This window comes from Streptomyces violens, assembly GCF_000717745.1.
Classification (GTDB): Bacteria; Actinomycetota; Actinomycetes; order Streptomycetales; family Streptomycetaceae; genus Streptomyces; species Streptomyces violens.
Window position 1 is genome coordinate 150,311 of the sequence record NZ_JOBH01000010.1, and the last position, 18,740, is coordinate 169,050.

The 18,740-nt window shown below is 71.2% G+C and carries 18 protein-coding genes; 8 read left to right on the forward strand and 10 right to left on the reverse strand.

The window, feature by feature from the left end:
- Positions 1-3: 3 nt before the first annotated feature.
- Positions 4-495 (forward strand): LURP-one-related/scramblase family protein, encoded by a 492-nt coding sequence (locus tag IF04_RS0119885; protein ID WP_030259235.1) that lies wholly within the window; start codon positions 4-6, stop codon positions 493-495.
- Positions 496-533: 38 nt separating this feature from the next.
- Here the strand turns inward: IF04_RS0119885 and IF04_RS0119890 are convergent, their stop codons facing one another.
- Positions 534-1,322 carry a carbon-nitrogen family hydrolase gene (locus tag IF04_RS0119890; protein ID WP_030259238.1) on the reverse strand — a complete coding sequence of 263 codons (789 nt, stop codon included), beginning with the start codon at positions 1,320-1,322 and terminating at the stop codon, positions 534-536.
- A 144-nt stretch (positions 1,323-1,466) separates the two neighbouring features.
- Here IF04_RS0119890 and IF04_RS0119895 point away from each other — a divergent pair, with 144 nt between their 5' ends.
- On the forward strand, positions 1,467-2,291 hold the full coding sequence (locus tag IF04_RS0119895) for a maleylpyruvate isomerase family mycothiol-dependent enzyme (RefSeq protein ID WP_030259241.1): 825 nt from the start codon (positions 1,467-1,469) through the stop codon (positions 2,289-2,291).
- A 70-nt stretch (positions 2,292-2,361) separates the two neighbouring features.
- Here the strand turns inward: IF04_RS0119895 and IF04_RS0119900 are convergent, their stop codons facing one another.
- Together IF04_RS0119900 and IF04_RS0119905 are read right to left on the reverse strand one after the other, a co-directional pair.
- Positions 2,362-3,675 (reverse strand): MFS transporter, encoded by a 1,314-nt coding sequence (locus IF04_RS0119900; RefSeq protein ID WP_030259244.1) that lies wholly within the window; start codon positions 3,673-3,675, stop codon positions 2,362-2,364.
- The gene (locus tag IF04_RS0119905; protein ID WP_030259247.1) at positions 3,672-4,340 is read right to left on the reverse strand and encodes a GntR family transcriptional regulator; all 669 of its coding nucleotides are present in this window, start codon (positions 4,338-4,340) and stop codon (positions 3,672-3,674) included. The genes IF04_RS0119900 and IF04_RS0119905 overlap by 4 nt, the downstream gene beginning before the upstream one ends.
- 178 nt (positions 4,341-4,518) lie before the next feature.
- Here IF04_RS0119905 and IF04_RS0119910 point away from each other — a divergent pair, with 178 nt between their 5' ends.
- Positions 4,519-5,295 (forward strand): class I SAM-dependent methyltransferase, encoded by a 777-nt coding sequence (locus tag IF04_RS0119910; RefSeq protein WP_030259250.1) that lies wholly within the window; start codon positions 4,519-4,521, stop codon positions 5,293-5,295.
- Here IF04_RS0119910 and IF04_RS37590 read toward each other — a convergent pair.
- From IF04_RS37590 to pdhA, 4 genes are all read right to left on the reverse strand, one after another.
- Positions 5,178-5,789, reverse strand: coding sequence for an NUDIX hydrolase (locus IF04_RS37590; RefSeq protein ID WP_157847683.1), 612 nt, complete (start codon positions 5,787-5,789; stop codon positions 5,178-5,180). The two genes, IF04_RS0119910 and IF04_RS37590, sit on opposite strands and share 118 nt — an antisense overlap.
- Before the next feature lie 106 nt (positions 5,790-5,895).
- Positions 5,896-7,335: a dihydrolipoamide acetyltransferase family protein gene (locus tag IF04_RS0119920; RefSeq protein WP_030259255.1), complete on the reverse strand. Its 1,440-nt coding sequence runs from the start codon at positions 7,333-7,335 to the stop codon at positions 5,896-5,898.
- Positions 7,336-7,358: 23 nt separating this feature from the next.
- Positions 7,359-8,342 carry an alpha-ketoacid dehydrogenase subunit beta gene (locus IF04_RS0119925; protein WP_030259258.1) on the reverse strand — a complete coding sequence of 328 codons (984 nt, stop codon included), beginning with the start codon at positions 8,340-8,342 and terminating at the stop codon, positions 7,359-7,361.
- A 1-nt stretch (position 8,343) separates the two neighbouring features.
- Positions 8,344-9,519 carry a pyruvate dehydrogenase (acetyl-transferring) E1 component subunit alpha gene (gene pdhA / locus IF04_RS0119930; RefSeq protein ID WP_030259261.1) on the reverse strand — a complete coding sequence of 392 codons (1,176 nt, stop codon included), beginning with the start codon at positions 9,517-9,519 and terminating at the stop codon, positions 8,344-8,346.
- Between the two features lie 327 nt (positions 9,520-9,846).
- On the opposite strand from pdhA, the gene IF04_RS0119935 reads away from it, so the two are divergent.
- From IF04_RS0119935 to IF04_RS0119945, 3 genes are all read left to right on the forward strand, one after another.
- Positions 9,847-10,506: a response regulator gene (locus tag IF04_RS0119935; protein ID WP_030259264.1), complete on the forward strand. Its 660-nt coding sequence runs from the start codon at positions 9,847-9,849 to the stop codon at positions 10,504-10,506.
- A gap of 115 nt (positions 10,507-10,621) precedes the next feature.
- Positions 10,622-11,035: a pyridoxamine 5'-phosphate oxidase family protein gene (locus tag IF04_RS0119940; protein ID WP_030259267.1), complete on the forward strand. Its 414-nt coding sequence runs from the start codon at positions 10,622-10,624 to the stop codon at positions 11,033-11,035.
- 56 nt (positions 11,036-11,091) lie between these two features.
- Positions 11,092-12,117, forward strand: coding sequence for a phosphotransferase (locus IF04_RS0119945; protein ID WP_030259270.1), 1,026 nt, complete (start codon positions 11,092-11,094; stop codon positions 12,115-12,117).
- 51 nt (positions 12,118-12,168) lie between these two features.
- Here IF04_RS0119945 and IF04_RS0119950 read toward each other — a convergent pair whose 3' ends face one another.
- Complete coding sequence (locus IF04_RS0119950) at positions 12,169-13,704, reverse strand: protein kinase domain-containing protein (RefSeq protein WP_051831388.1); 1,536 nt, start codon at positions 13,702-13,704, stop codon at positions 12,169-12,171.
- A 450-nt stretch (positions 13,705-14,154) separates the two neighbouring features.
- On the opposite strand from IF04_RS0119950, the gene IF04_RS0119955 reads away from it, so the two are divergent.
- Positions 14,155-15,789 (forward strand): protein kinase domain-containing protein, encoded by a 1,635-nt coding sequence (locus IF04_RS0119955; RefSeq protein ID WP_030259275.1) that lies wholly within the window; start codon positions 14,155-14,157, stop codon positions 15,787-15,789.
- Positions 15,790-15,918: 129 nt separating this feature from the next.
- Here IF04_RS0119955 and IF04_RS0119960 read toward each other — a convergent pair whose 3' ends face one another.
- Positions 15,919-16,479, reverse strand: a complete 561-nt coding sequence (locus IF04_RS0119960; RefSeq protein WP_030259277.1) for a bacterial proteasome activator family protein — start codon at positions 16,477-16,479, stop codon at positions 15,919-15,921.
- 202 nt (positions 16,480-16,681) lie between these two features.
- Between IF04_RS0119960 and IF04_RS35875 the strand changes: the two genes are divergently transcribed.
- Positions 16,682-17,563: a hypothetical protein gene (locus IF04_RS35875; protein WP_037960021.1), complete on the forward strand. Its 882-nt coding sequence runs from the start codon at positions 16,682-16,684 to the stop codon at positions 17,561-17,563.
- An 88-nt stretch (positions 17,564-17,651) separates the two neighbouring features.
- On the opposite strand, the gene IF04_RS0119970 is transcribed toward IF04_RS35875, so the two are convergent.
- Positions 17,652-18,632, reverse strand: a complete 981-nt coding sequence (locus IF04_RS0119970) for an NAD(P)H-quinone oxidoreductase (protein WP_030259279.1) — start codon at positions 18,630-18,632, stop codon at positions 17,652-17,654.
- Positions 18,633-18,740 lie beyond the last annotated feature (108 nt).

Below are 18,740 nucleotides of genomic sequence, written 5' to 3' on the forward strand. Positions count from 1 at the left end.
GACATGAGATACCTGGTACGCGACCGGATCTTCGGCATCGGCGAGGACTACTGGATCGAGGACGAGACGGGTCGCAGCGTCTACCTCGTCGACGGCAAGGCGCTCCGGATGCGGGAGACCTTCGAGATCAAGGACCGCGAGGGCCGGGTCCTGATCACGCTCCGCAAAAAGGTGCTGAGCCTGCGCGACACGATGACGATCGAGCGGGACGACCAGGCCATCGCCACCATCCGGCGGAAGCGGCTGTCGCTGCTGCGCAACCACTACCGCGTGGAGCTGGTGGACGGCACGGAGCTGGACGTCAGCGGCAAGATCCTGGACCGGGAGTTCGCGGTCGAGTACGACGGCGAGCTGCTGGCGGAGATCTCCCGGCGCTGGCTGACCGTGCGGGACACCTACGCGGTCAACGTGGTGCGGGAGGACGCCGACGCCGCGCTGATCATCGCGGTCGCGGTGTGCGTGATCCGGCTGGCGGAGCGGGAGCGCGAGGACTGACCGCCCCGGCTCCCCTCACTTCGAGCGCCGACCACAGGTCACGGCTTCGGCAGCCCCAGCACACGGTCCCGCAGCACGGGGAAGGAGTGCCGGACCTTGCCGACCAGCTCGGGGTCCAGCTCGGCGCTGATGATCTCCTCGTCGGGGCCGGCCTCGGCGAGCACCTCGCCCCACGGGTCGACGATCACGCTGTGCCCGGCCTGCTCGACCCCGGCGTGCGTGCCGCCCGTGCCGCAGGCGAGTACGTACGTCTGGTTCTCCACCGCCCGGGCGCGGGCCAGCAGCGACCAGTGCGCGCGGCGCCGCGCGGGCCAGCCGGCCGGTACGACCAGGGTCTGCGCGCCGGCGTCCACCAGCTGCCGGAACAGCTCGGGGAAGCGCAGGTCGTAGCAGGTGGCCAGGCCGAGCGTGGTGTCCGGCAGCGCGACCGTCACCGGGTCCGTACCGGCGCCCAGCAGCGTCGCCTCACCCTTGTCGAAGCCGAAGCGGTGGATCTTGCGGTAGTGCGCGGCGCGCTCGCCGTCGGGGGAGTAGACCAGCGAGGTGTTGTAGAGGACGCCGTCCGCGTCGCGCTCGATGACGGACCCGGCGTGCAGCCAGACGCCCGCGTCCCGCGCCGCCGCGGACATCGCCTCGTGGGTCGGGCCGTCCAGTACCTCCGCGACCTCCTCGAAGGCGTCGAAGGCGAAAGCGCCGACCGGCCACAGCTCGGGAAGCACGACGAGATCCGCTGCCGCCTGGGAGCGCACGAGTGAAGCCACCCGCTCCCGGCGGGAATTGACCGGTTCCTGCTGGTCCACACCGACTTGGATCAATGAAGCGCGCACAGTACCACCGCCTGGTCTTCCGAGCCCGGTCCGTCGTCAAAAAATGCCTACGATGGTCACCCGAAAGCACTGCCGGGGTGCCCGTGCGCAGCGTAACTTAACTGCACAGACAGCAGCCCGCGTACAAACCGTCCGAGGGGTCCCGTGACCGTCCACCCAGTCCTTCAGCCCTCCATCGACGCCTGGACGCACTCCATCGAAGCAATATCCGAGCTGGTGACGCCGCTCGTGGAAGGGGAGTGGAATCGCGCCACGGAATGCCCCGGCTGGTCGGTGCGGGACGTCGTGTCCCACCTCATCGGCCTGGACTGCGAGGCGCTGGGCGACCCCCGCCCCATCCACTCGCTGCCGCGCGATCTCTACCACGTACGCAGCGAGTTCGCGCGGTACATGGAAATGCAGGTCGACGTCCGCCGGCACCACACGGGCCCGGAGATGACGGCGGAGCTGGAGTACACCGTCATCCGCCGCTCCCGGCAGCTGCGCAATGAGACGCGCGAGCCGGACGCCATGGTGCGCGGCCCTCAGGGCAAGGAGCAGACGCTCGAACACGCGCTGAAGGTACGGGCCTTCGACACCTGGGTGCACGAGCAGGACATCCGCCGCGCGCTCGGCGAGCCCGGCAACCTCGACTCCCCCGGCGCCCACCTCACCCGCGACTTCCTGCTGCCCGCGCTGGCCAAGGTCGTCGCCGAGGGCGCGGGCGCGCCGGCCGGCTCCGCCGTGGTGGTCGATGTGACCGGCCCGGTGGAGTTCATGCGGACCGTACGGGTCGACGCGGAGGGCCGCGGGTCGGTCGACGGCAGCGTCTCGCTGGGCCCGGCCGTCACGATCTCGACGGACTGGGAGACCTACGTCCGGCTGGCCTGCGGCCGGGTGCGGCCGGCGGCCGTCGCCGACCGGGTCAAGATCGAAGGCGACCAGGAGCTGGCCGGGGCCGTGCTGGAGCACTTCGCGGTGACGCCGTAGGCACGGGGCGCGCGCCCGGAAGCGCTGGAAGCGCCCAAAGCGCCGGCAGCGCACGCCCCGCCCGGGGCGGTCACACCGGTACGTGCACCGCCTCCACCCGGCTCGCCACCGTCCGCTCGCGTTCGCGGCGCGCCGCCCGCTTGCGCAGCCGCAGGATCTGGCTGAGGCCGAGCGCCTCCAGGACGAAGACCGTCGCGAACGCGATGCGGTAGTTGTCGCCGGTGGCGTCCAGCAGCACGCCGACCGCCAGCAGGGTCGTCATCGAGGCCATGAAGCCGCCCATGTTGACGATGCCGGAGGCGGTGCCCTGGCGCTCCGGCGGGTTGGCCGGGCGGGCGAAGTCGAAGCCGATCATCGAGGCCGGGCCGCAGGTGCCGAGCACCACGCAGGTGAGGACCAGCAGCGTCATCGGCGCGTGCCCCGGCCAGCAGAGCATGGCGGCCCACAGCGCCGCCGTGGCGCCGACGGTACCTAGCGCCAGCGGCATCCGGGCCGCGTGGTGGCGGGCGATGACCTGCCCGTAGACCAGCCCGGAGGCCATGTTCGAGACCACGATCAGCGTCAGCAGCCCGCCGGCCGCGGTCTCGGTCAGCCCCTGCGCCTCGACGAGGAACGGCATCCCCCACAGCAGCAGGAAGAACATCGCGGGGAACTGCGTGGTGAAGTGCACCCACATGCCCAGCCGGGTGCCCGGCTCGCGCCAGCACTGGGATATCTGCTGCCGTACGTAGCCGCCGCCGGTCGCCGGCCGGCTCGCGGGCGCCGGCTCGAAGCCCTCGGGGTGGTCCTTGAGGAAGAGCAGGACGAGAACGATCACCGCGATGCCGCAGACGGCGCTGCCGGCGAAGGTCGGGGTCCAGCCGAGGGTGTCCAGCAGCCGCGCGAGGACCAGCGTGGAGACGAGGTTGCCGGACATGCCGATGAGTGCGGCGATCTGCGCGATCATCGGGCCGCGCCGGGCCGGGAACCAGCGCGTGCCCAGTCGCAGCACGCTGATGAACGTCATCGCGTCGCCGCAGCCCAGCAGCGCGCGGGAGATCAGCGCCATGCCGTACGAGCCGGAGAGCGCGAAGCCGAGCTGGCCGACGGTGTAGAGCGTCGCGCCGAGGATCAGGACCTTCTTCGGGCCCATCTTGTCGACCATCAGGCCGACGGGTATCTGCATGCCCGCGTAGACCAGCAGCTGCAGGATGGAGAAGGTCGACAGCGCCGAGGCGTTGATGTGGAAGCGCTCGGCGGCGTCCAGTCCCGCGACGCCGAGGCTGGTGCGGTAGATGATCGCGACGAAGTAGACGGCGACGCCGATGCCCCAGACCCACATGGCGCGCCGACCGCCGGGCGGATCACCGGGCAGCGTCATCGGGGTGCTCCGTGCGGTACTCATCGCACGTCCCCCTGGGCGAGGTTCCGCACCCAGCTGACGTGTCGGTGCACGGCGGCGGTGGCCGCCTCCGGGTCGCCGGCCCGCAGCGCTTCGAGGATCTCGGCGTGCTCGGCGATGTTCTTCGCGATCCGGTCCGGGTGCGCGTGCATCACCGCGACGCCCATCCGCAGCTGGCGGTCGCGCAGCTGCTCGTAGAGCCGGTCCAGGATCTGGTTGCCCGCGCTGCGCACGATGGCGGCGTGGAAGGCGCGGTCGGTGACCGAGACGGCGGCCAGGTCACCGGCGGCGACCTGCTCCCGCATGGTCGCGAGCAGCGACTCCAGCTCCTCGATCAGCGCGGCCGGCGCGGGCACGGCCTTGCGCGCCGCGTGCTCCTCGACCAGCAGCCGGGTCTCCACGACGTCCGCGATCTCCTGCGCGGAGACCGGCAGAACCAGCGCGCCCTTCTTCGGGTAGAGCTTGATCAGCCCCTCGACCTCCAGCCGCAGCAGCGCCTCGCGTACGGGCGTCCGCGACACACCCACGGCCTCGGCGAGCTCGCCCTCGGTGAGCAGCATGCCGCCTTCGTAGCGGCGTTCGAGGACGGCGTGCTTGATGTGTGCGTACACCCGCTCGGCAGCGGGCGGCTGCTTCAGGGGGGCTGGAGAGGTTGAGGCTGATGGCATGCGCACAGGATAGATACAACAGGTATGCGTCTGCGATTCCGTTCCATCATCCGGACCGGGGCCGGGCGAGGAGACTGCCTACGCCAACTATCCCGACCCTGCCTACGCTCCATGAGCAGTGCGCCACGAGACCGTGTCCGGCCCGTGACGCTCGGTGAACGAGATGGGGTGCGTCCGCATGTCCGTCAAGAAGAACCTCGCCGTCGACCGGACGGCGGTCGCCCACAAGGTCCGCTACGCCCTCGGCCACCCCGGACGAATACCCCCGTACGTCCGGCGGGCCGCCAGGGACCGCTGGCTGGCCCTGCACCACCCCGACCACGTGAGCTACTACCGCGCGGTCATGGCGTCCGACACCCGGCGGAACCCCGAGGCGGCGGTCGGTAGCCAAACGCACGACCGGTGGCTCGCGCTCGGCCGGATGCAATTCGACTACCTGCGGGAACACGGCCTCACCCGGCAGTCCCGGATGCTCGACATCGGCTGCGGCAACCTCCGCTCCGGGTGGCGCTTCATCGAGTACCTCGATGCCGGGAACTACTACGGCATCGACATCTCCCCCGACATCCTCATCGCGGCGAAGCGGACGCTGACCGACCACGGGCTCCAGGCGAAGCTCCCGCATCTGACCCTGACCAGAGACCTCACGCTGGACTTCCTGCCCGACGCGCACTTCGACGTCGTGCACGCGCACAGCGTCTTCTCGCACTCACCGATCGAGATCATCGACGAATGCCTGGCGCATGTGGGGCGGGTGCTGGCCCCCGGCGGCTTCTTCGACTTCACCTTCGACCGGACCACCGGCACCGAACACCAGGTGCTGCGCGAGGACTTCTACTACCGGACCGAGACCCTGACCGGTCTCGCCGCGCAGCACGGCCTCAAGGCCCACTTCATGGACGACTGGGAGTCGCGCGGCCACGGCCAGTCCAAGCTCCGCGTCACCGCGGGCTGATGCCCTAGGTCGTGTCCGCAAAGTCCCGTCGTCCGCCCGGAGGGCGGGGCCCGCGGCGTCTGGTGCGTGCGATCGCAAGGCGGAGGGTCGTCCTCGTAGTGGGGCGCGCAGACGGCGAAGTCCTCGGCGTTGTGCCAGGCGACCTCGGCGATCTCGCGGCCCGGGACCGGGTCCACCGTGGCCGGGCCGCCCGTGAAGCAGGTCATGTGCAGGCGGCGGCCGGCGCGGCCGTGCGCCTCGTCGTGGACGGTGAACGCCTCGGTCAGCTCGCTCGCCGGGACCTGTACGCCGATCTCCTCGGCCAGCTCGCGGGAGAGCGCCTCCGCGGCCGTCTCACCGGGCTCGTACTTGCCGCCGGGCAGGTAGAACGTGTCGTTGCCGCGGGTGCGGACGCTCAGCAGGCGGCCGTCCCTGATGTGCAGCCAGGCGACGGAGCGCAGGGGCGGGAGGGCGTCCGGGGCGACGGTGTCAGCAGTGATCTGTGTGTCGGTCATGACGGTGACGGTAAGCAGGGCGGCGCGGCGACACCAATTCCTTTTCGCCGACGCCGTCCTGCCGGGCCGCTCGATCGGTACTGCGACCAGATGACTCGATCGCCTACTACGACCAGGTGATCAGGCGCTTCGGGCGCTCCAGGATCGCGGCGGTGTCCGCGAGGACCTTGGAGCCCAGCTCGCCGTCGACCAGGCGGTGGTCGAAGGAGAGTGCCAGGGTCGTCACCTGGCGCGGCTTGACCTTGCCCTTGTGGACCCAGGGCTGTTCCTTGACCGCGCCGAAGGCGAGGATCGCGGACTCACCGGGGTTCAGGATGGGCGTACCGGTGTCGACGCCGAAGACGCCGACGTTGGTGATGGTGACCGTGCCACCCGCCATGTCCGCCGGGGAGGTCTTGCCCTCGCGGGCCGTGGCGACCAGTTCGCCGAGGGAGGCGGCGAGCTGCGGGAGCGTCTGGGCACCCGCGTCCTTGATGTTGGGAACGATCAGGCCCCGGGGGGTCGCCGCCGCGATGCCCAGGTTCACGTAGTCCTTGCGGACGATCTCCTGGTTCTCCTCGTCCCAGGAGGCGTTGATCTCCGGGTGGCGCTTGATGGCCACCAGGAACGCCTTGGCGACGAGCAGGAGCGGATTGACGCGGACACCCGCCATGTCGGGGTCCTGCTTCAGCTCCTGTACGAGCCGCATCGTGCGGGTCACGTCGACGGTGATGAACTCCGTGACGTGCGGCGCGGTGAACGCGGAGTTCACCATGGCCTGGGCGGTGGCCTTGCGCACGCCCTTGACCGGGATACGGGTCTCCCGGGCGGCGGCGACGGCCTCGGGGGCCGGCGCGGGCTCGTGCGGGGCCGGCTCCACGTCGTACTCCGGTACCGCCGCGGGCGCCGGTGCGGCCGCCGCGTGCACGTCCTCGCGGGTGATGATCCCGTCGGGGCCGCTGGGTACGACCGTGGCCAGGTCGATGCCGAGGTCCTTGGCGAGCTTGCGGACGGGCGGCTTGGCCAGCGGACGCTCGGCGCCCGCCGGAGCGGCAGGAGCCGCAGGCTCGCCCGCGGGTGTTTCACGTGAAACAGGCGCCGGCTCAGGCGCCGCGTAACCGTTCAACTCCGCCTGGACGGCCGCCTGCGCGCCGTTCGAGGTGCCGGGCTGCGCCTTGCGCGCGCGCCGCTTCGTCGAGGACGGCGCGGCGCCGTAGCCGACGAGTACGGCCTTGCGGCCCTCCTCGCCACCCTCGGCGGCCGGCTCGGCGGCTTCCGGAGCTGCCGGGGCCTCGGCGGGTCCCGCGCCCGGGTCGGTGTCCACGGTGATGATCACCGTGCCGACGTCGACCGTGGTGCCCTCGCCGAACCGCAGCTGGTGCACCACCCCGTCGTACGGAATGGGGAGTTCGACGGCCGCCTTGGCGGTCTCGACCTCACAGACGACCTGGCCGTCGGCGACGGTGTCGCCCTCGGCGACGTACCACTTGAGGATCTCCGCCTCGGTCAGTCCCTCGCCCACGTCGGGCATCTTGAACTCGCGGAAGCGCTGATCGGTTGCAGTCATGGTCACGACTCTCCTCAAGCCCCTCAGTACGCCAGCGACCGGTCGACCGCGTCGAGCACCCGGTCCAGGTTCGGCAGGTACTCGTCCTCCAGCCGGGACGGCGGGTAGGGGGCGTGGTAGCCGCCCACCCGCAGCACGGGCGCCTCCAGGTGGTAGAAGCACCGCTCGGTGATCCGCGCGGCGATCTCCGCGCCGGAGCCGAGGAAGACCGGCGCCTCGTGCACGACGACCAGGCGGCGGGTCTTCTCGACCGAGGACTGGAGCGTGTCGAAGTCGATCGGGGAGAGGGACCGCAGGTCGACGATCTCGACCGACTTGCCCTCCTCGGCGGCGACCTGCGCGACGTCCTGGCAGACCTTGACCATCGGGCCGTACGCGGCGAGCGTCAGGTCGCTGCCCTCGCGGGCGACACGGGCCTTGTGCAGCGGGTGCGGCAGGGCGTCGGTGTCCAGCGCGGACTTGTCGTGGTAGCGGCGCTTGGGCTCGAAGTAGATGACCGGGTCGTCGCCGGCGATGGCCTGCTGGAGCATCCAGTAGGCGTCCGAGGAGTTCGACGGGGTGATCACCTTCAGGCCGGCGACGTGCGCGAAGAGCACCTCGGGCGACTCGGAGTGGTGCTCGACCGCGCCGATCGCACCGCCGTAGGGGATGCGGATGACGACCGGCAGCTTGATCTTGCCGAGCGCGCGGGCGTGCATCTTGGCGAGCTGGGTGACGATCTGGTCGTACGCCGGGAAGACGAAGCCGTCGAACTGGATCTCCACGACCGGGCGGTAGCCGCGCAGGGCCATGCCGATCGCGGTGCCGACGATGCCGGACTCGGCGAGCGGGGTGTCGATCACCCGGTCCTCGCCGAAGTCCTTCTGCAGGCCGTCGGTGACGCGGAAGACGCCGCCGAGCTTGCCCACGTCCTCGCCCATGACGAGGACCTTGGGGTCGGCCTCCATGGCCGTGCGCAGCGATTCGTTGATCGCCTTGGCGATGGTGATCTTCTCGAAGACGGCCATGTCAGTTCTCCTCCGCGAACGCGGCCTGGTACGCGGCGAACTGGGCGCGCTCCTCGTCGACGAGCGCGTGCCCGTCGGCGTAGACGTGCTCGAACATCGCCATGTCGTCGGGGTTCGGCATGGTGCGGACCGCGTCGCGCACCCGCTTGCCGAGCGCCTCGTCCTCCTTCTCGACGGACGCGAAGAAGGCCTCGTCGGCCATCCCCTCGGCCTCGAGGTACCGGCGGAGCCGCAGGATCGGGTCCTTGGCCTCCCAGGCCAGCAGCTCGTCGTTGCCGCGGTAGCGCGTCGGGTCGTCGGAGGTGGTGTGGGCGCCCATGCGATACGTGAACGCCTCGACGAGCATCGGGCCCTGGCCCGTCCGCGCGCGCTCCAGCGCCGCCTTGGTGACGGCGAGCACGGCGAGCACGTCGTTGCCGTCGACCCGTACACCGGGGAAGCCGTAGCCGCGGGCGCGCTGGAAGAGCGGCACCCGGGTCTGCTTCTCGGTCGGCTCGGAGATCGCCCACTGGTTGTTCTGGCAGAAGAACACCACGGGGGCGTTGTAGACGGCCGCGAAGGTGAAGGACTCGGCGACGTCACCCTGGCTGGACGCGCCATCACCGAAATAGGCGATGACGGCGGAGTCGGCGCCGTCCTTCTGCACACCCATCGCGTACCCGGTCGCGTGCAACGTCTGCGAGCCGATCACGATCGTGTACAGGTGGAAGTTGTTGGTGTTGGGGTCCCAGCCGCCGTGGTTCACGCCGCGGAACATGCCCAGCAGGTTCGTCGGGTCCACCCCGCGGCACCAGGCGACGCCGTGCTCGCGGTAGGTGGGGAAGACGTAGTCGTCGTCGCGCAGCGCGCGCCCGGAACCGATCTGCGCGGCCTCCTGGCCCAGCAGCGAGGGCCACAGGCCCAGCTCGCCCTGGCGCTGGAGGGTGGTCGCCTCGGCGTCGAACTTCCGCGTGAGCACCATGTCGCGGTACAGGCCGCGCAGCTCGTCGGCGGACAGGTCGATCGCGTACTCCGGGTGCTCGACCCGCTCCCCCTCCGGGGTGAGCAGCTGGACGAACTGGTCCGGGTCCTGCTCCGCTGAAGCCTTGGCCCTCGGTTTGGCCGGGGCTTTCTTCGCGGTCGTGCGCTTGCCGCTTCCGCGTGTGGCTTTTCGTGCGGCACTGCTGTCCACGGTCACGTGCTGCTCCTCCGTCTGTCCGGCCCCCGGGGTCCGCCGGTGGCCGTATTGCGGCTCACCCGGTATCCGATACGGCGCACGGGGTGTGTGCGAACGCGGTCAGGCCCGGGTGGAACAAAACTGCCCCGGACGTGGCCTGCCCATGCACGTTACCCATTTCCCGAGCCTAAGCGAAAACGGCCCTGACCTGCGATTTTGCTTGGATTTCCAAGTAAATCGCGGAGGGTGGGAACAAGTCCTGGTCACAGCGTTGCAGGCCGCCGGGACAACGGCACGTTATATCGGCGGGCCGGGGCACGGGAAGGGTCGGTGTGTGAGACTGAAACCGTGCGCGAAGACGGAAAAATCACGGTATTCCTGCTCGACGATCACGAGGTCGTCCGGCGTGGCGTCCACGACATGCTCACGGTCGAGAGCGACATCGAGGTGGTCGGCGAGGCCGGTACCGCCGCGGATGCCCTGGTCAGGATCCCGGCGACGCACCCCGACGTGGCCGTGCTCGACGTCCGGCTGCCGGACGGCAGCGGTGTCGAGGTCTGCCGGGAGGTCCGCTCGCAGAACGAGGACATCAAGTGCCTGATGCTCACGTCTTTCGCCGATGACGAGGCGCTTTTTGACGCGATCATGGCTGGTGCGTCCGGTTACGTACTCAAGGCCATCCGCGGGAACGAACTGCTCTCGGCCGTCCGGGACGTCGCGGCCGGCAAGTCCCTGCTGGACCCTGTCGCGACCGCGCGGGTCCTCGAACGGCTGCGCGACGGCAACGGCCCCAAGGGTGACGACCGGCTGGCGAACCTCACCGAACAGGAACGACGCATCCTCGACCTGATCGGCGAGGGACTGACCAACCGCGCGATCGGCGAACGGCTGCATCTGGCCGAGAAAACCATCAAGAATTACGTCTCCAGCCTGCTGTCCAAACTCGGCATGGAACGCCGTTCCCAGGCCGCCGCATACGTCGCCAGAATGCAGGCGGAAGGCCGCTGACCCCGTTTATAGGCGGCTGACCTGCGGCGTAACGAATTTCGGGACCAACGTCCCCGGTGAACCAGGGGCTGCCGCCCCTACAGTCGCGCCCGCGCCGCCGGGCAGGCTGGTTGCCATGCCCGACGAATTCCGCGCACTGGAACTGCTCAGCCGTACGCCCTACGGCCGGGTCTCGGCCAGCCAGCGGGCGCTGCCCTTCACCACGATCGCCCGGCACGTCGTGACCGGGGGCCGGCTCCTGCTGCGCCTGCACCGTGGCTACGGCTACCACCGCGCCCTGGACGGCAGCGTGGTCTCGTACCAGGCGGACAACCTCGCCGGCGGCGAGCCCGAGACCTGGACCGTCCAGTTCACCGGCACGGCCCGCGTCGAGCACCCGCAGCCGGCCGACCACGACGCCTTCGGGCGCACCCCGGCCCTGGCCGACGGCGAGCCCTTCGACCCGGTGTTCCTGCACATCGAGCCGGTCTTCGCCAAGGTCCACACGCTGACCGATGTACCGGTGTTCCGGTACGCCCATTCAGGCTGACCGATAGCCGACCTGGCGGCGGATCGGCCCGGGCCGTGTGATCTAACATCTGACGGGTGCTGCGCTCATCTGCGGTCCGGACGGCAACGGCGCCCGACGGACACCTCCTCGGCTCCCTGCTGCGCCGCTACGAAGGCGCCGGGGAGCCGCTGACGTGCGAGCCGGTCGCCGAGGGCCTGCTCAATCACGGCTACCGGCTGGTCACCACGCGCGGCCGCTTCTTCCTCAAGCACCACCTCGACGCCGACCGCGGCGCCCTGGTCCGGCAGCACCGCGCCACCCGCCTGCTGGGCGCCATGGGCCTCCCCGTGGCGCCGCCCGTACGCGCCGCCGACGGCCGCACCGTCGCCGTCATCGACGGCCGCTGTTACGCGCTGCACCCCTGGGTCAAAGGCCGGCACCTGGACGGCGCGGCCCTCACTCCCGCCCAGTGCCGCCGCCTCGGCGCGCTGCTGGGCCGGGTCCACGTGTCCCTCGCCCAGGTGATGCCCGACGAGCCGCCGCAGCCCGGCCAGGAGAGCGCCGACCCCGCCGCGACCTTCGTGGGCATCGACGAGCTGCTGGCGCTGGCGCGGGACGCCCGCCCGCACGACAGCTTCGACGCGCTGGCCGAGCACCGGCTCCTGGAGCGGCGCGCCCTGCTGGCCGCGCACGCCCACCACCGGCCGCCCCGCGCGGCGCCCGCGGGCTGGGTGCACGGCGACTTCCACCCGCTGAACCTGCTCTACCGGGGCGCCGAGCCGGCCGCGATCGTCGACTGGGACCGGCTGGCGGTCAAGCCGCGCGCCGAGGAGGCCGTACGGGCCGCCGCGATCTTCTTCGTACGGCCCTCGGGCAGCCTGGACCTGGCCAAGGTGGCGGCGTACGCGCGCGCCTACCGGGGCGCCTCGGGCGTCGGCCCGGAGGAGCTGGCGGCTGCCGTACACCGCGTCTGGTGGGAACGTCTGAACGACTTCTGGATGCTGGACTGGCGGTACCGGCTGGGCGACCGGCGCGCCGACAGCCTCTTCCCCGCCTCGGCCGCGCTCGCGGTGTGGTGGACGGACGAATACGCGGCCGTACGCGGGGCCTTCACGGGCTGAGGGCCGCCGGGGACAGTGTCCCCGGCGGCCCTCAGTAGCCGTGTGCGGCGCTCACTGCTCGCCTTCACCGTCCGGCGGCGGGATGATCGGCGACTGCTCGTCGGTCGGCGCATCGGTGGGCGCCGTCGGCTCCCCGGTCGGCTCCCCTGTGGGCTCCGTCGGCTCGCCGGTCGGCTCGTCGGTCGGCTCCCCGGTGGGCTCCGTCGGCGTCGGCTCCCCGGTCTCCGTCGGCGTCTGGGTGTAGTCACCGGTGTTGCCGCCCGTGCCGCCGGGCAGCGTCGCCTCCGTCGTCGGCTCCTGCGTCGGCGGCTCGGTGGTCTCCTCGTCCTTGGTCTTCGTCGCCGTCGGCGTGGGCTTCGGCTTCTTCGGCTGCTCGTCGCCGCCGGTGTTCTGCAGGGCGATGGCGACGCCGGCCACGATGGCGATCAGCGCGAGCGCCGCGATCAGCCAGATCTTGCCCTTGCCGCCCTTCGAGCCGCGCGGACCGCCCTCGTACCCGCCGTCGTCGTCCCGCCCGCCCGGAAGGATCGGCTGCGCGGTCGTCGAGCCGTGCCCCGGGTGCGGCATCGCCGTCGTGGACGCGACGCCCATCGCGGGCGTCGAGCCGCCCTCGTGCACGGCGACCGGGCCGGTGCTCCACGTACCGGTGTGGCCGCCCTGCTCGTGCAGCATCTGCAGCGCGTACTGGACCAGGCCGCGCATCTCCTCGGCGCTCTGGAACCGGTCGTCCGGGTCCTTCGCCAGCGAGCGCATGACCAGCCCGTCCAGCTCCGGCGGCACCGCCTCCAGCACCTCGGACGGCGGCACCGGCATGTCCTGCACGTGCTGGTACACCACCGACAGCGGCGTCTCGCCGACGAACGGCGGGCGCAGCGCGAGCAGTTCGTACAGCAGGCAGCCGGTCGCGTACAGGTCGGAGCGGGTGTCGACGGTCTTGCCGAGCGCCTGCTCGGGCGAGAGGTACTGCGGCGTGCCCATGACCATGCCGGTCTGGGTCATGGTGTTCGACGCGCCGTGCAGGGCACGCGCGATGCCGAAGTCCATGACCTTGACCGCGCCGCTGTTCGTGATGATCACGTTCGCGGGCTTGATGTCGCGGTGCACGATGCCGTGCTGGTGGCTGTAGGCCAGCGCCTCCAGCACCCCGGAGACGATGATCAGCGCCTGGTCCGGCGGCGGCGCGTCGGCGTTGAGCAGCAGGTCACGGATGGTGTGACCCTCGACCAGCTCCATCACGATGTACGGGATGGTGTTGCCGCCGACCACGTCCTCGCCCGAGTCGTACACGGCGACGACGGCGTGGTGGTTCAGCCCGGCGACGGACTGTGCCTCGCGGGTGAAGCGGGCCTTGGAGACCGGGTCCTCGGCGAGGTCGGAACGCAGCAGCTTCACCGCGACCGTACGGCCCAGCCGTACGTCCTCGGCGGCGAACACCTCCGCCATGCCGCCCCGGCCCAGACGGCTCGTCAGGCGATAGCGCCCGTCACCGACCAGACCACCGTTGCCCCACATCTCCGGTGCGTCGGGGATATTGGAGCCGGTGGCTTCAGGATCGGACGGGCCCTGGGGGCTCTGCGTCTGTGCCATCGGTCCTCGCCGTCGAATCGATCCGCGTGCAACGCGGTTTTACGTCTCGGTCTTCGCAAGAGCACGCTACAGGCTCCGCGGCGCGCACCGGTTTCGTAAGGGGACCGGCCATCAAACCGTTCACCGGCCACATGTCGCAAGTTCACTACGAGTGACCGTTTTGCCCGGCGGCCGCTGACAGAGTCGTGACAGGTTTCTGACACGCTCGCGACAACCCGCCGCCGCGGAACTGGCAGGCTCCCGTCAGGTGACGCGGCGGTGCAGGGATGCTGCCCATCTGGTCACGGAACGGGCACGCAGCTTGACTGGTCGGAGCCCTGAGGCACACTTGGCTGCGGAATTCCAGAACCTGGCCGACCGGTCGCATACCGGGCGCGGCCAGCAACAGAACAGCCCGAACAGTGCCGCGTACGGGATCACGGGCAGTGCGCCTAGGGGGAAACGGAAAACATGAGCCAGGACGGCGCACAGGCCCACGGCGCGGGCCGTTCGGTGGGACGGGGACGCTACCAGCTCCGTGATCTTCTCGGCACCGGCGGCATGGCCGCCGTCCACCTCGCGTACGACAGCGTGCTGGACCGCGAGGTCGCGATCAAGACGCTGCACACCGAGCTCGGCCGTGAGCAGGCGTTCCGCGAGCGCTTCCGCCGCGAGGCCCAGGCCGTCGCGAAGCTCTCGCACACCAACATCGTCTCGGTGTACGACTCCGGCGAGGACGAGCTCGACGGCGGCACGACGCCGTACATCGTCATGGAGTACGTCTCCGGGCAGCCGCTGCGCGATGCCCTGGACACCGATATCGCGCAGTACGGCGCCATGCCCACCGAGAAGGCGCTGAAGATCACAGCAGATGTGCTGGCGGCCCTGGAGACCAGCCACGAGATGGGCCTGGTCCACCGGGACATCAAGCCCGGCAACGTCATGGTGACCAAACGCGGTGTCGTGAAGGTCATGGACTTCGGCATCGCGCGCGCCATGCAGTCCGGCGTCACCTCCATGACCCAGACCGGCATGGTCGTCGGCACGCCGCAGTACCTCTCGCCCGAGCAGGCGCTGGGCCGCAGCGTCGACGCCCGCTCCGACCTGTACTCCGTCGGCATCATGCTCTTCGAGCTGCTGACCGGGCAGTTGCCCTTCGACGCGGACTCGCCGCTGGCCATCGCGTACGCGCACGTACAGGAGGAGCCGCCGGCGCCCTCCAGCATCAACCGCTCGCTGCCGCCCGCGGTGGACGCGATCGTCGCCCGCGCGCTGAAGAAGAACCCCAACGAACGCTTCCCGACCGCCCAGGCGATGCAGGACGAGTGCCTGCGCATCGCCCAGTCCGGGCAGTCCGGCTCCTCGCCGGTGATCATTGGCGGCCAGGGGCCGCGGTCCAGCGGCGCTTCGGTGGCCTCCGCGGTCTTCCCGTCGGCGACCGGCAACCCGGCAACGGGCGCGCAGCACGTGCAGAACCCGTACACGCCGCCGCCGGCGAACGGGCAGTACGGCTACCCCCCGTCGACCCCGCCGCCGCCGAGCCACGGTTACCAGACCCCGGCGCCCGGTCCGTACAACGGCGGCATGCAGACCCCGCCGCCGTACACGATCTCGCCGCAGAACGGGGGCCCGGGGACCGGCGGCAAGAGCAACAAGCCGGTGCTGATCGGCTCCGCCGCGGTCGCCCTGATCGCCGTCGTCGCGGTGGTCCTGGTCATCGCCCTCAGCGGCGGCGACCCGGAGCAGCCGGGCCCGCAGGCCAACGGCACCGCGCAGCCCTCCGCCTCCGCCACCGAGGGCCCCTCCGACAAGGTCCAGCCGGAGCAGACGGACCGCACCATCGACCCCAAGGCATGCACGGAAGCGGTCAAGAGCTTCGACGACAAGTCGAAGGTCATGATGCCGAACTTCTACAGCAAGAACCTCCGCTCGGTGAAGGCGTGCATGCAGAAGGCCGGCTGGGAGTGGGACATCACGTACGAGAACAGCGAGCCCATGTGGGGCAAGAACGCCGTCATCCGCCAGACCCCGGCCGAGAACGAGAACTTCGACCCCAAGGGCGACCAGGAGATCGAACTGGTCGTCTCGACGGGCAAGTCCGGCTGAGACCGGAGCCGGACACACCTGCACCGAGGGGCCCTGCGCGCACGTCGCGCGAAGGGCCCCTCGGTGCAGGTTTCCGACGTCCGGTCCGCCGTGCGGCGACGTCCGGTCCGCCTCCGGCGGCGCCGGCCGTCAGAGGTACGGGCCGGAGCGGGCGCCGCGGCCGGGGTGTTCGTCGTCGTCCTCGGACGGGGCCACGCCGGGCGGGAGGGCGCGGCGCATCTGCTCCAACTGGGCGCGCGCGGCCATCTGCTGGGCGAACAGGGCGGTCTGGATGCCGTGGAACAGGCCCTCCAGCCAGCCGACCAACTGTGCCTGCGCGATGCGCAGTTCGGCTTCAGTGGGCACGGAGTCCTCGGTGAACGGCAGGGACAGCCGCTCCAGCTCCTCCACCAGCTCAGGAGCCAGCCCGTCCTCCAACTCCTTGACGGAGCCGGCGTGGATCTCCTTGAGGCGGACCCGGCTCGCCTCGTCCAGCGGGGCGGCCTTCACCTCTTCCAGCAGCTGCTTGATCATGCTGCCGATGCGCATGACCTTCGCGGGCTGTTCGACCATCTCCGTCACCGGAACCTCGCGTGGCTCATCGTCGCCGCCTCCACCACCGGAGCCTGCGCTGCCGAGAGCCATGCCGTCCGGGCCGACAACCAGGACGTGCGGGCTCTCCTGCGACCGTTCGTTCATCGGCATATCCATGCCGCCATTCTCTCGTACATGCAGTAGGAACAGTTGTGCCCCGAGGAACTGGTGATCCACCCTCGCGATGCGTCCCGTCACCGTACTTCGCCGCTGTTCAGGGTGTTTAGCGGTATATGCGGGCCTTTTCCGAGATGCCGCGATTGTGGGCTCATGTGACCCTGATTACGTCACTCGACGGCTCGGCACGGGAGGACACGGCGTGGTTCCAGGACTCCGCTCACTCATCGTCGCCGGCCTGCTGACGACCACCACGCTGCTCCCCACCACCGCCGTACCCGCGGCCGCCGCCACCACGCATCTCCCCGTACGGGCGCACACCCGGGCGGCGGACCCCCCGCAGCCGCAGTCCACCGACGGGCTGCCCGCCGAGAGCCGGCTCCCCGTACGCGGGTCCGGCCGGCCGCAGCCGTCCGTGCAGGACCAGACGGGTAACAGCAGCACCGGCCACCGCCCCCAGGCGCCCGGTACGTCGGCGTCCGCCGGTACCTCGGCGGCGTCGGCGGAACCGGACGACAGCCCCTCGCCGTCCTCGACCGCCTCCGGCCCGGGCCCGTCCGCCGGCCCGAGCGACTCCGCCACGGCGTCCCCCGGACGGCCCACCCCGAGCCACTCGGCCTCCGGCTCCGGCTCGGCGTCCAGCTCGGGCTCGGCATCCAGCTCGGGCTCCGGCGGGGTGACCAGCCGGCCGGCGACGCCGCCCCGGACCGGCGCCCCGTCCGGTACCCACGACGGGACGAGCGGGCCGGGTACGCCGCACGCCTCCCGTACCTCCGACAGCGCCGGTACGTCGCCGAAGGACCCCGGCGCGACCGACCGGCCGGCCACCGGCTCGGACCGCCCGTACGCGCCCCTCTCGCCGCACAGCCCGGGGACCCACGCATGGCAGACGCTGCGGCCGCCGCACCACCCGGCCGCCGCCGGGCCCTCCTCGACGAGCCGCGAGACCGCCGGCGCCGTCCGGTCGCCCTACGCCCCCACCGAACGCGCCGCCCGGGTCGCCCGCGTCCTCCCCTTCGGCGCCGGGCTGGCGCTCACGGGGCTGGGGCTCGCGTTCATCGGGCTGCGACTGCGGCGGCGGTGAGGGCGGGCGTACGGCCTTCCGGAAGGACCGGCTTACGGCTTCCCGGGAAGCGGCCCGGCTGCTCCCGGGAAACGGCCCGGCCGACGGCTCAGCCGACCGTCAGGACGACCTTGCCGATGTGGCTGCTCTCCTCCAGGACGCGGTGCGCCTCGGCGGCGTCCGCCATCGGCAGCGTGCGGTCCACGATCGGCCGCACCTGGCCGTTCTCGACCAGCGGCCAGACGTGCTCCCGTACGGCGGCGACGATCGCGGCCTTCTCCTCGATCGGCCGGCCGCGCAGCGACGTCGCGGTGACCGCACCCCGCTTGGCCAGCAGCGCGCCCAGGTTCAGCTCGCCCTTCCGGCCGCCCTGCAGACCGATGACGGCCAGCCGCCCGTTGGTGGCCAGCGCCTGGACGTTGGCGTCCAGGTACTTCGCGCCGATGATGTCGAGGATCACGTCCGCGCCCCGGCCGTCGGTGGCCTTGCGGATCTCCTCGACGAAGTCCTGCTCGCGGTAGTTGATGAGCACGTCGGCGCCCAGTTCGCGGCAGCTCTCCAGCTTCTCGGCGCTGCCCGCGGTCACGGCCACCTTCGCGCCGACGGCCTTGGCCAGCTGGATCGCCATGGTGCCGATGCCGCTGGACCCGCCGTGCACGAGCAGGGTCTCGCCGGGCCGCAGGTGCGCCACCATGAAGACGTTCGACCAGACGGTGCAGGTCACCTCGGGCAGCGCGGCGGCCTGCGTGACGTCGAGGCCCTTCGGCAGCGGCAGCAGCTGACCGGCCGGCACGGCCACCTGCTCGGCGTAACCGCCGCCCGCCAGCAGCGCGCAGACCTCGTCGCCGACCGCCCAGCCGCTCACGCCCGGGCCGACCTCGGTGATCGTGCCGGCGCACTCCAGGCCGGGGTAGGGGGAGGCGCCGGGCGGCGGGTCGTAGAAGCCCTGGCGCTGCATCACATCGGCGCGGTTGGCGGCGCTGGCCGCGACCCGCACCAGCACCTCGCCTTCGGACAGTTGCGGCGCGGGCACCTCGGCCCACACCAGGGCCTCGGGTCCGCCGGGTTCGGGAATGGTGATCGCACGCATGGCCGCGAGGCTACTCGCCTCGGTACCGGACGTACGAGCACCACCCGCGCGGTGCCTGCGGGTGCTGATCCCGCGTTTCACGTGAAACAACCCCGCGTGCACGCGCCT

Excerpts from the sequence above, each read along its gene's own strand:
- IF04_RS0119920 (WP_030259255.1), bottom strand. The coding sequence starts at position 7,335 with ATGACTGCAACCGATCAGCGCTTCCGCGAGTTCAAGATGCCCGACGTG.
- IF04_RS0119950 (WP_051831388.1), bottom strand. The coding sequence starts at position 13,704 with ATGGCACAGACGCAGAGCCCCCAGGGCCCGTCCGATCCTGAAGCCACC.
- IF04_RS0119955 (WP_030259275.1), top strand. The coding sequence starts at position 14,155 with ATGAGCCAGGACGGCGCACAGGCCCACGGCGCGGGCCGTTCGGTGGGA.
- IF04_RS0119900 (WP_030259244.1), bottom strand. The coding sequence starts at position 3,675 with ATGAGTACCGCACGGAGCACCCCGATGACGCTGCCCGGTGATCCGCCC.
- IF04_RS0119960 (WP_030259277.1), bottom strand. The coding sequence starts at position 16,479 with ATGGATATGCCGATGAACGAACGGTCGCAGGAGAGCCCGCACGTCCTG.
- IF04_RS0119970 (WP_030259279.1), bottom strand. The coding sequence starts at position 18,632 with ATGCGTGCGATCACCATTCCCGAACCCGGCGGACCCGAGGCCCTGGTG.
- IF04_RS0119925 (WP_030259258.1), bottom strand. The coding sequence starts at position 8,342 with ATGGCCGTCTTCGAGAAGATCACCATCGCCAAGGCGATCAACGAATCG.
- IF04_RS0119905 (WP_030259247.1), bottom strand. The coding sequence starts at position 4,340 with ATGCCATCAGCCTCAACCTCTCCAGCCCCCCTGAAGCAGCCGCCCGCT.
- IF04_RS0119940 (WP_030259267.1), top strand. The coding sequence starts at position 10,622 with ATGCCCGACGAATTCCGCGCACTGGAACTGCTCAGCCGTACGCCCTAC.
- IF04_RS0119885 (WP_030259235.1), top strand. The coding sequence starts at position 4 with ATGAGATACCTGGTACGCGACCGGATCTTCGGCATCGGCGAGGACTAC.
- IF04_RS0119910 (WP_030259250.1), top strand. The coding sequence starts at position 4,519 with ATGTCCGTCAAGAAGAACCTCGCCGTCGACCGGACGGCGGTCGCCCAC.
- IF04_RS37590 (WP_157847683.1), bottom strand. The coding sequence starts at position 5,789 with ATGACCGACACACAGATCACTGCTGACACCGTCGCCCCGGACGCCCTC.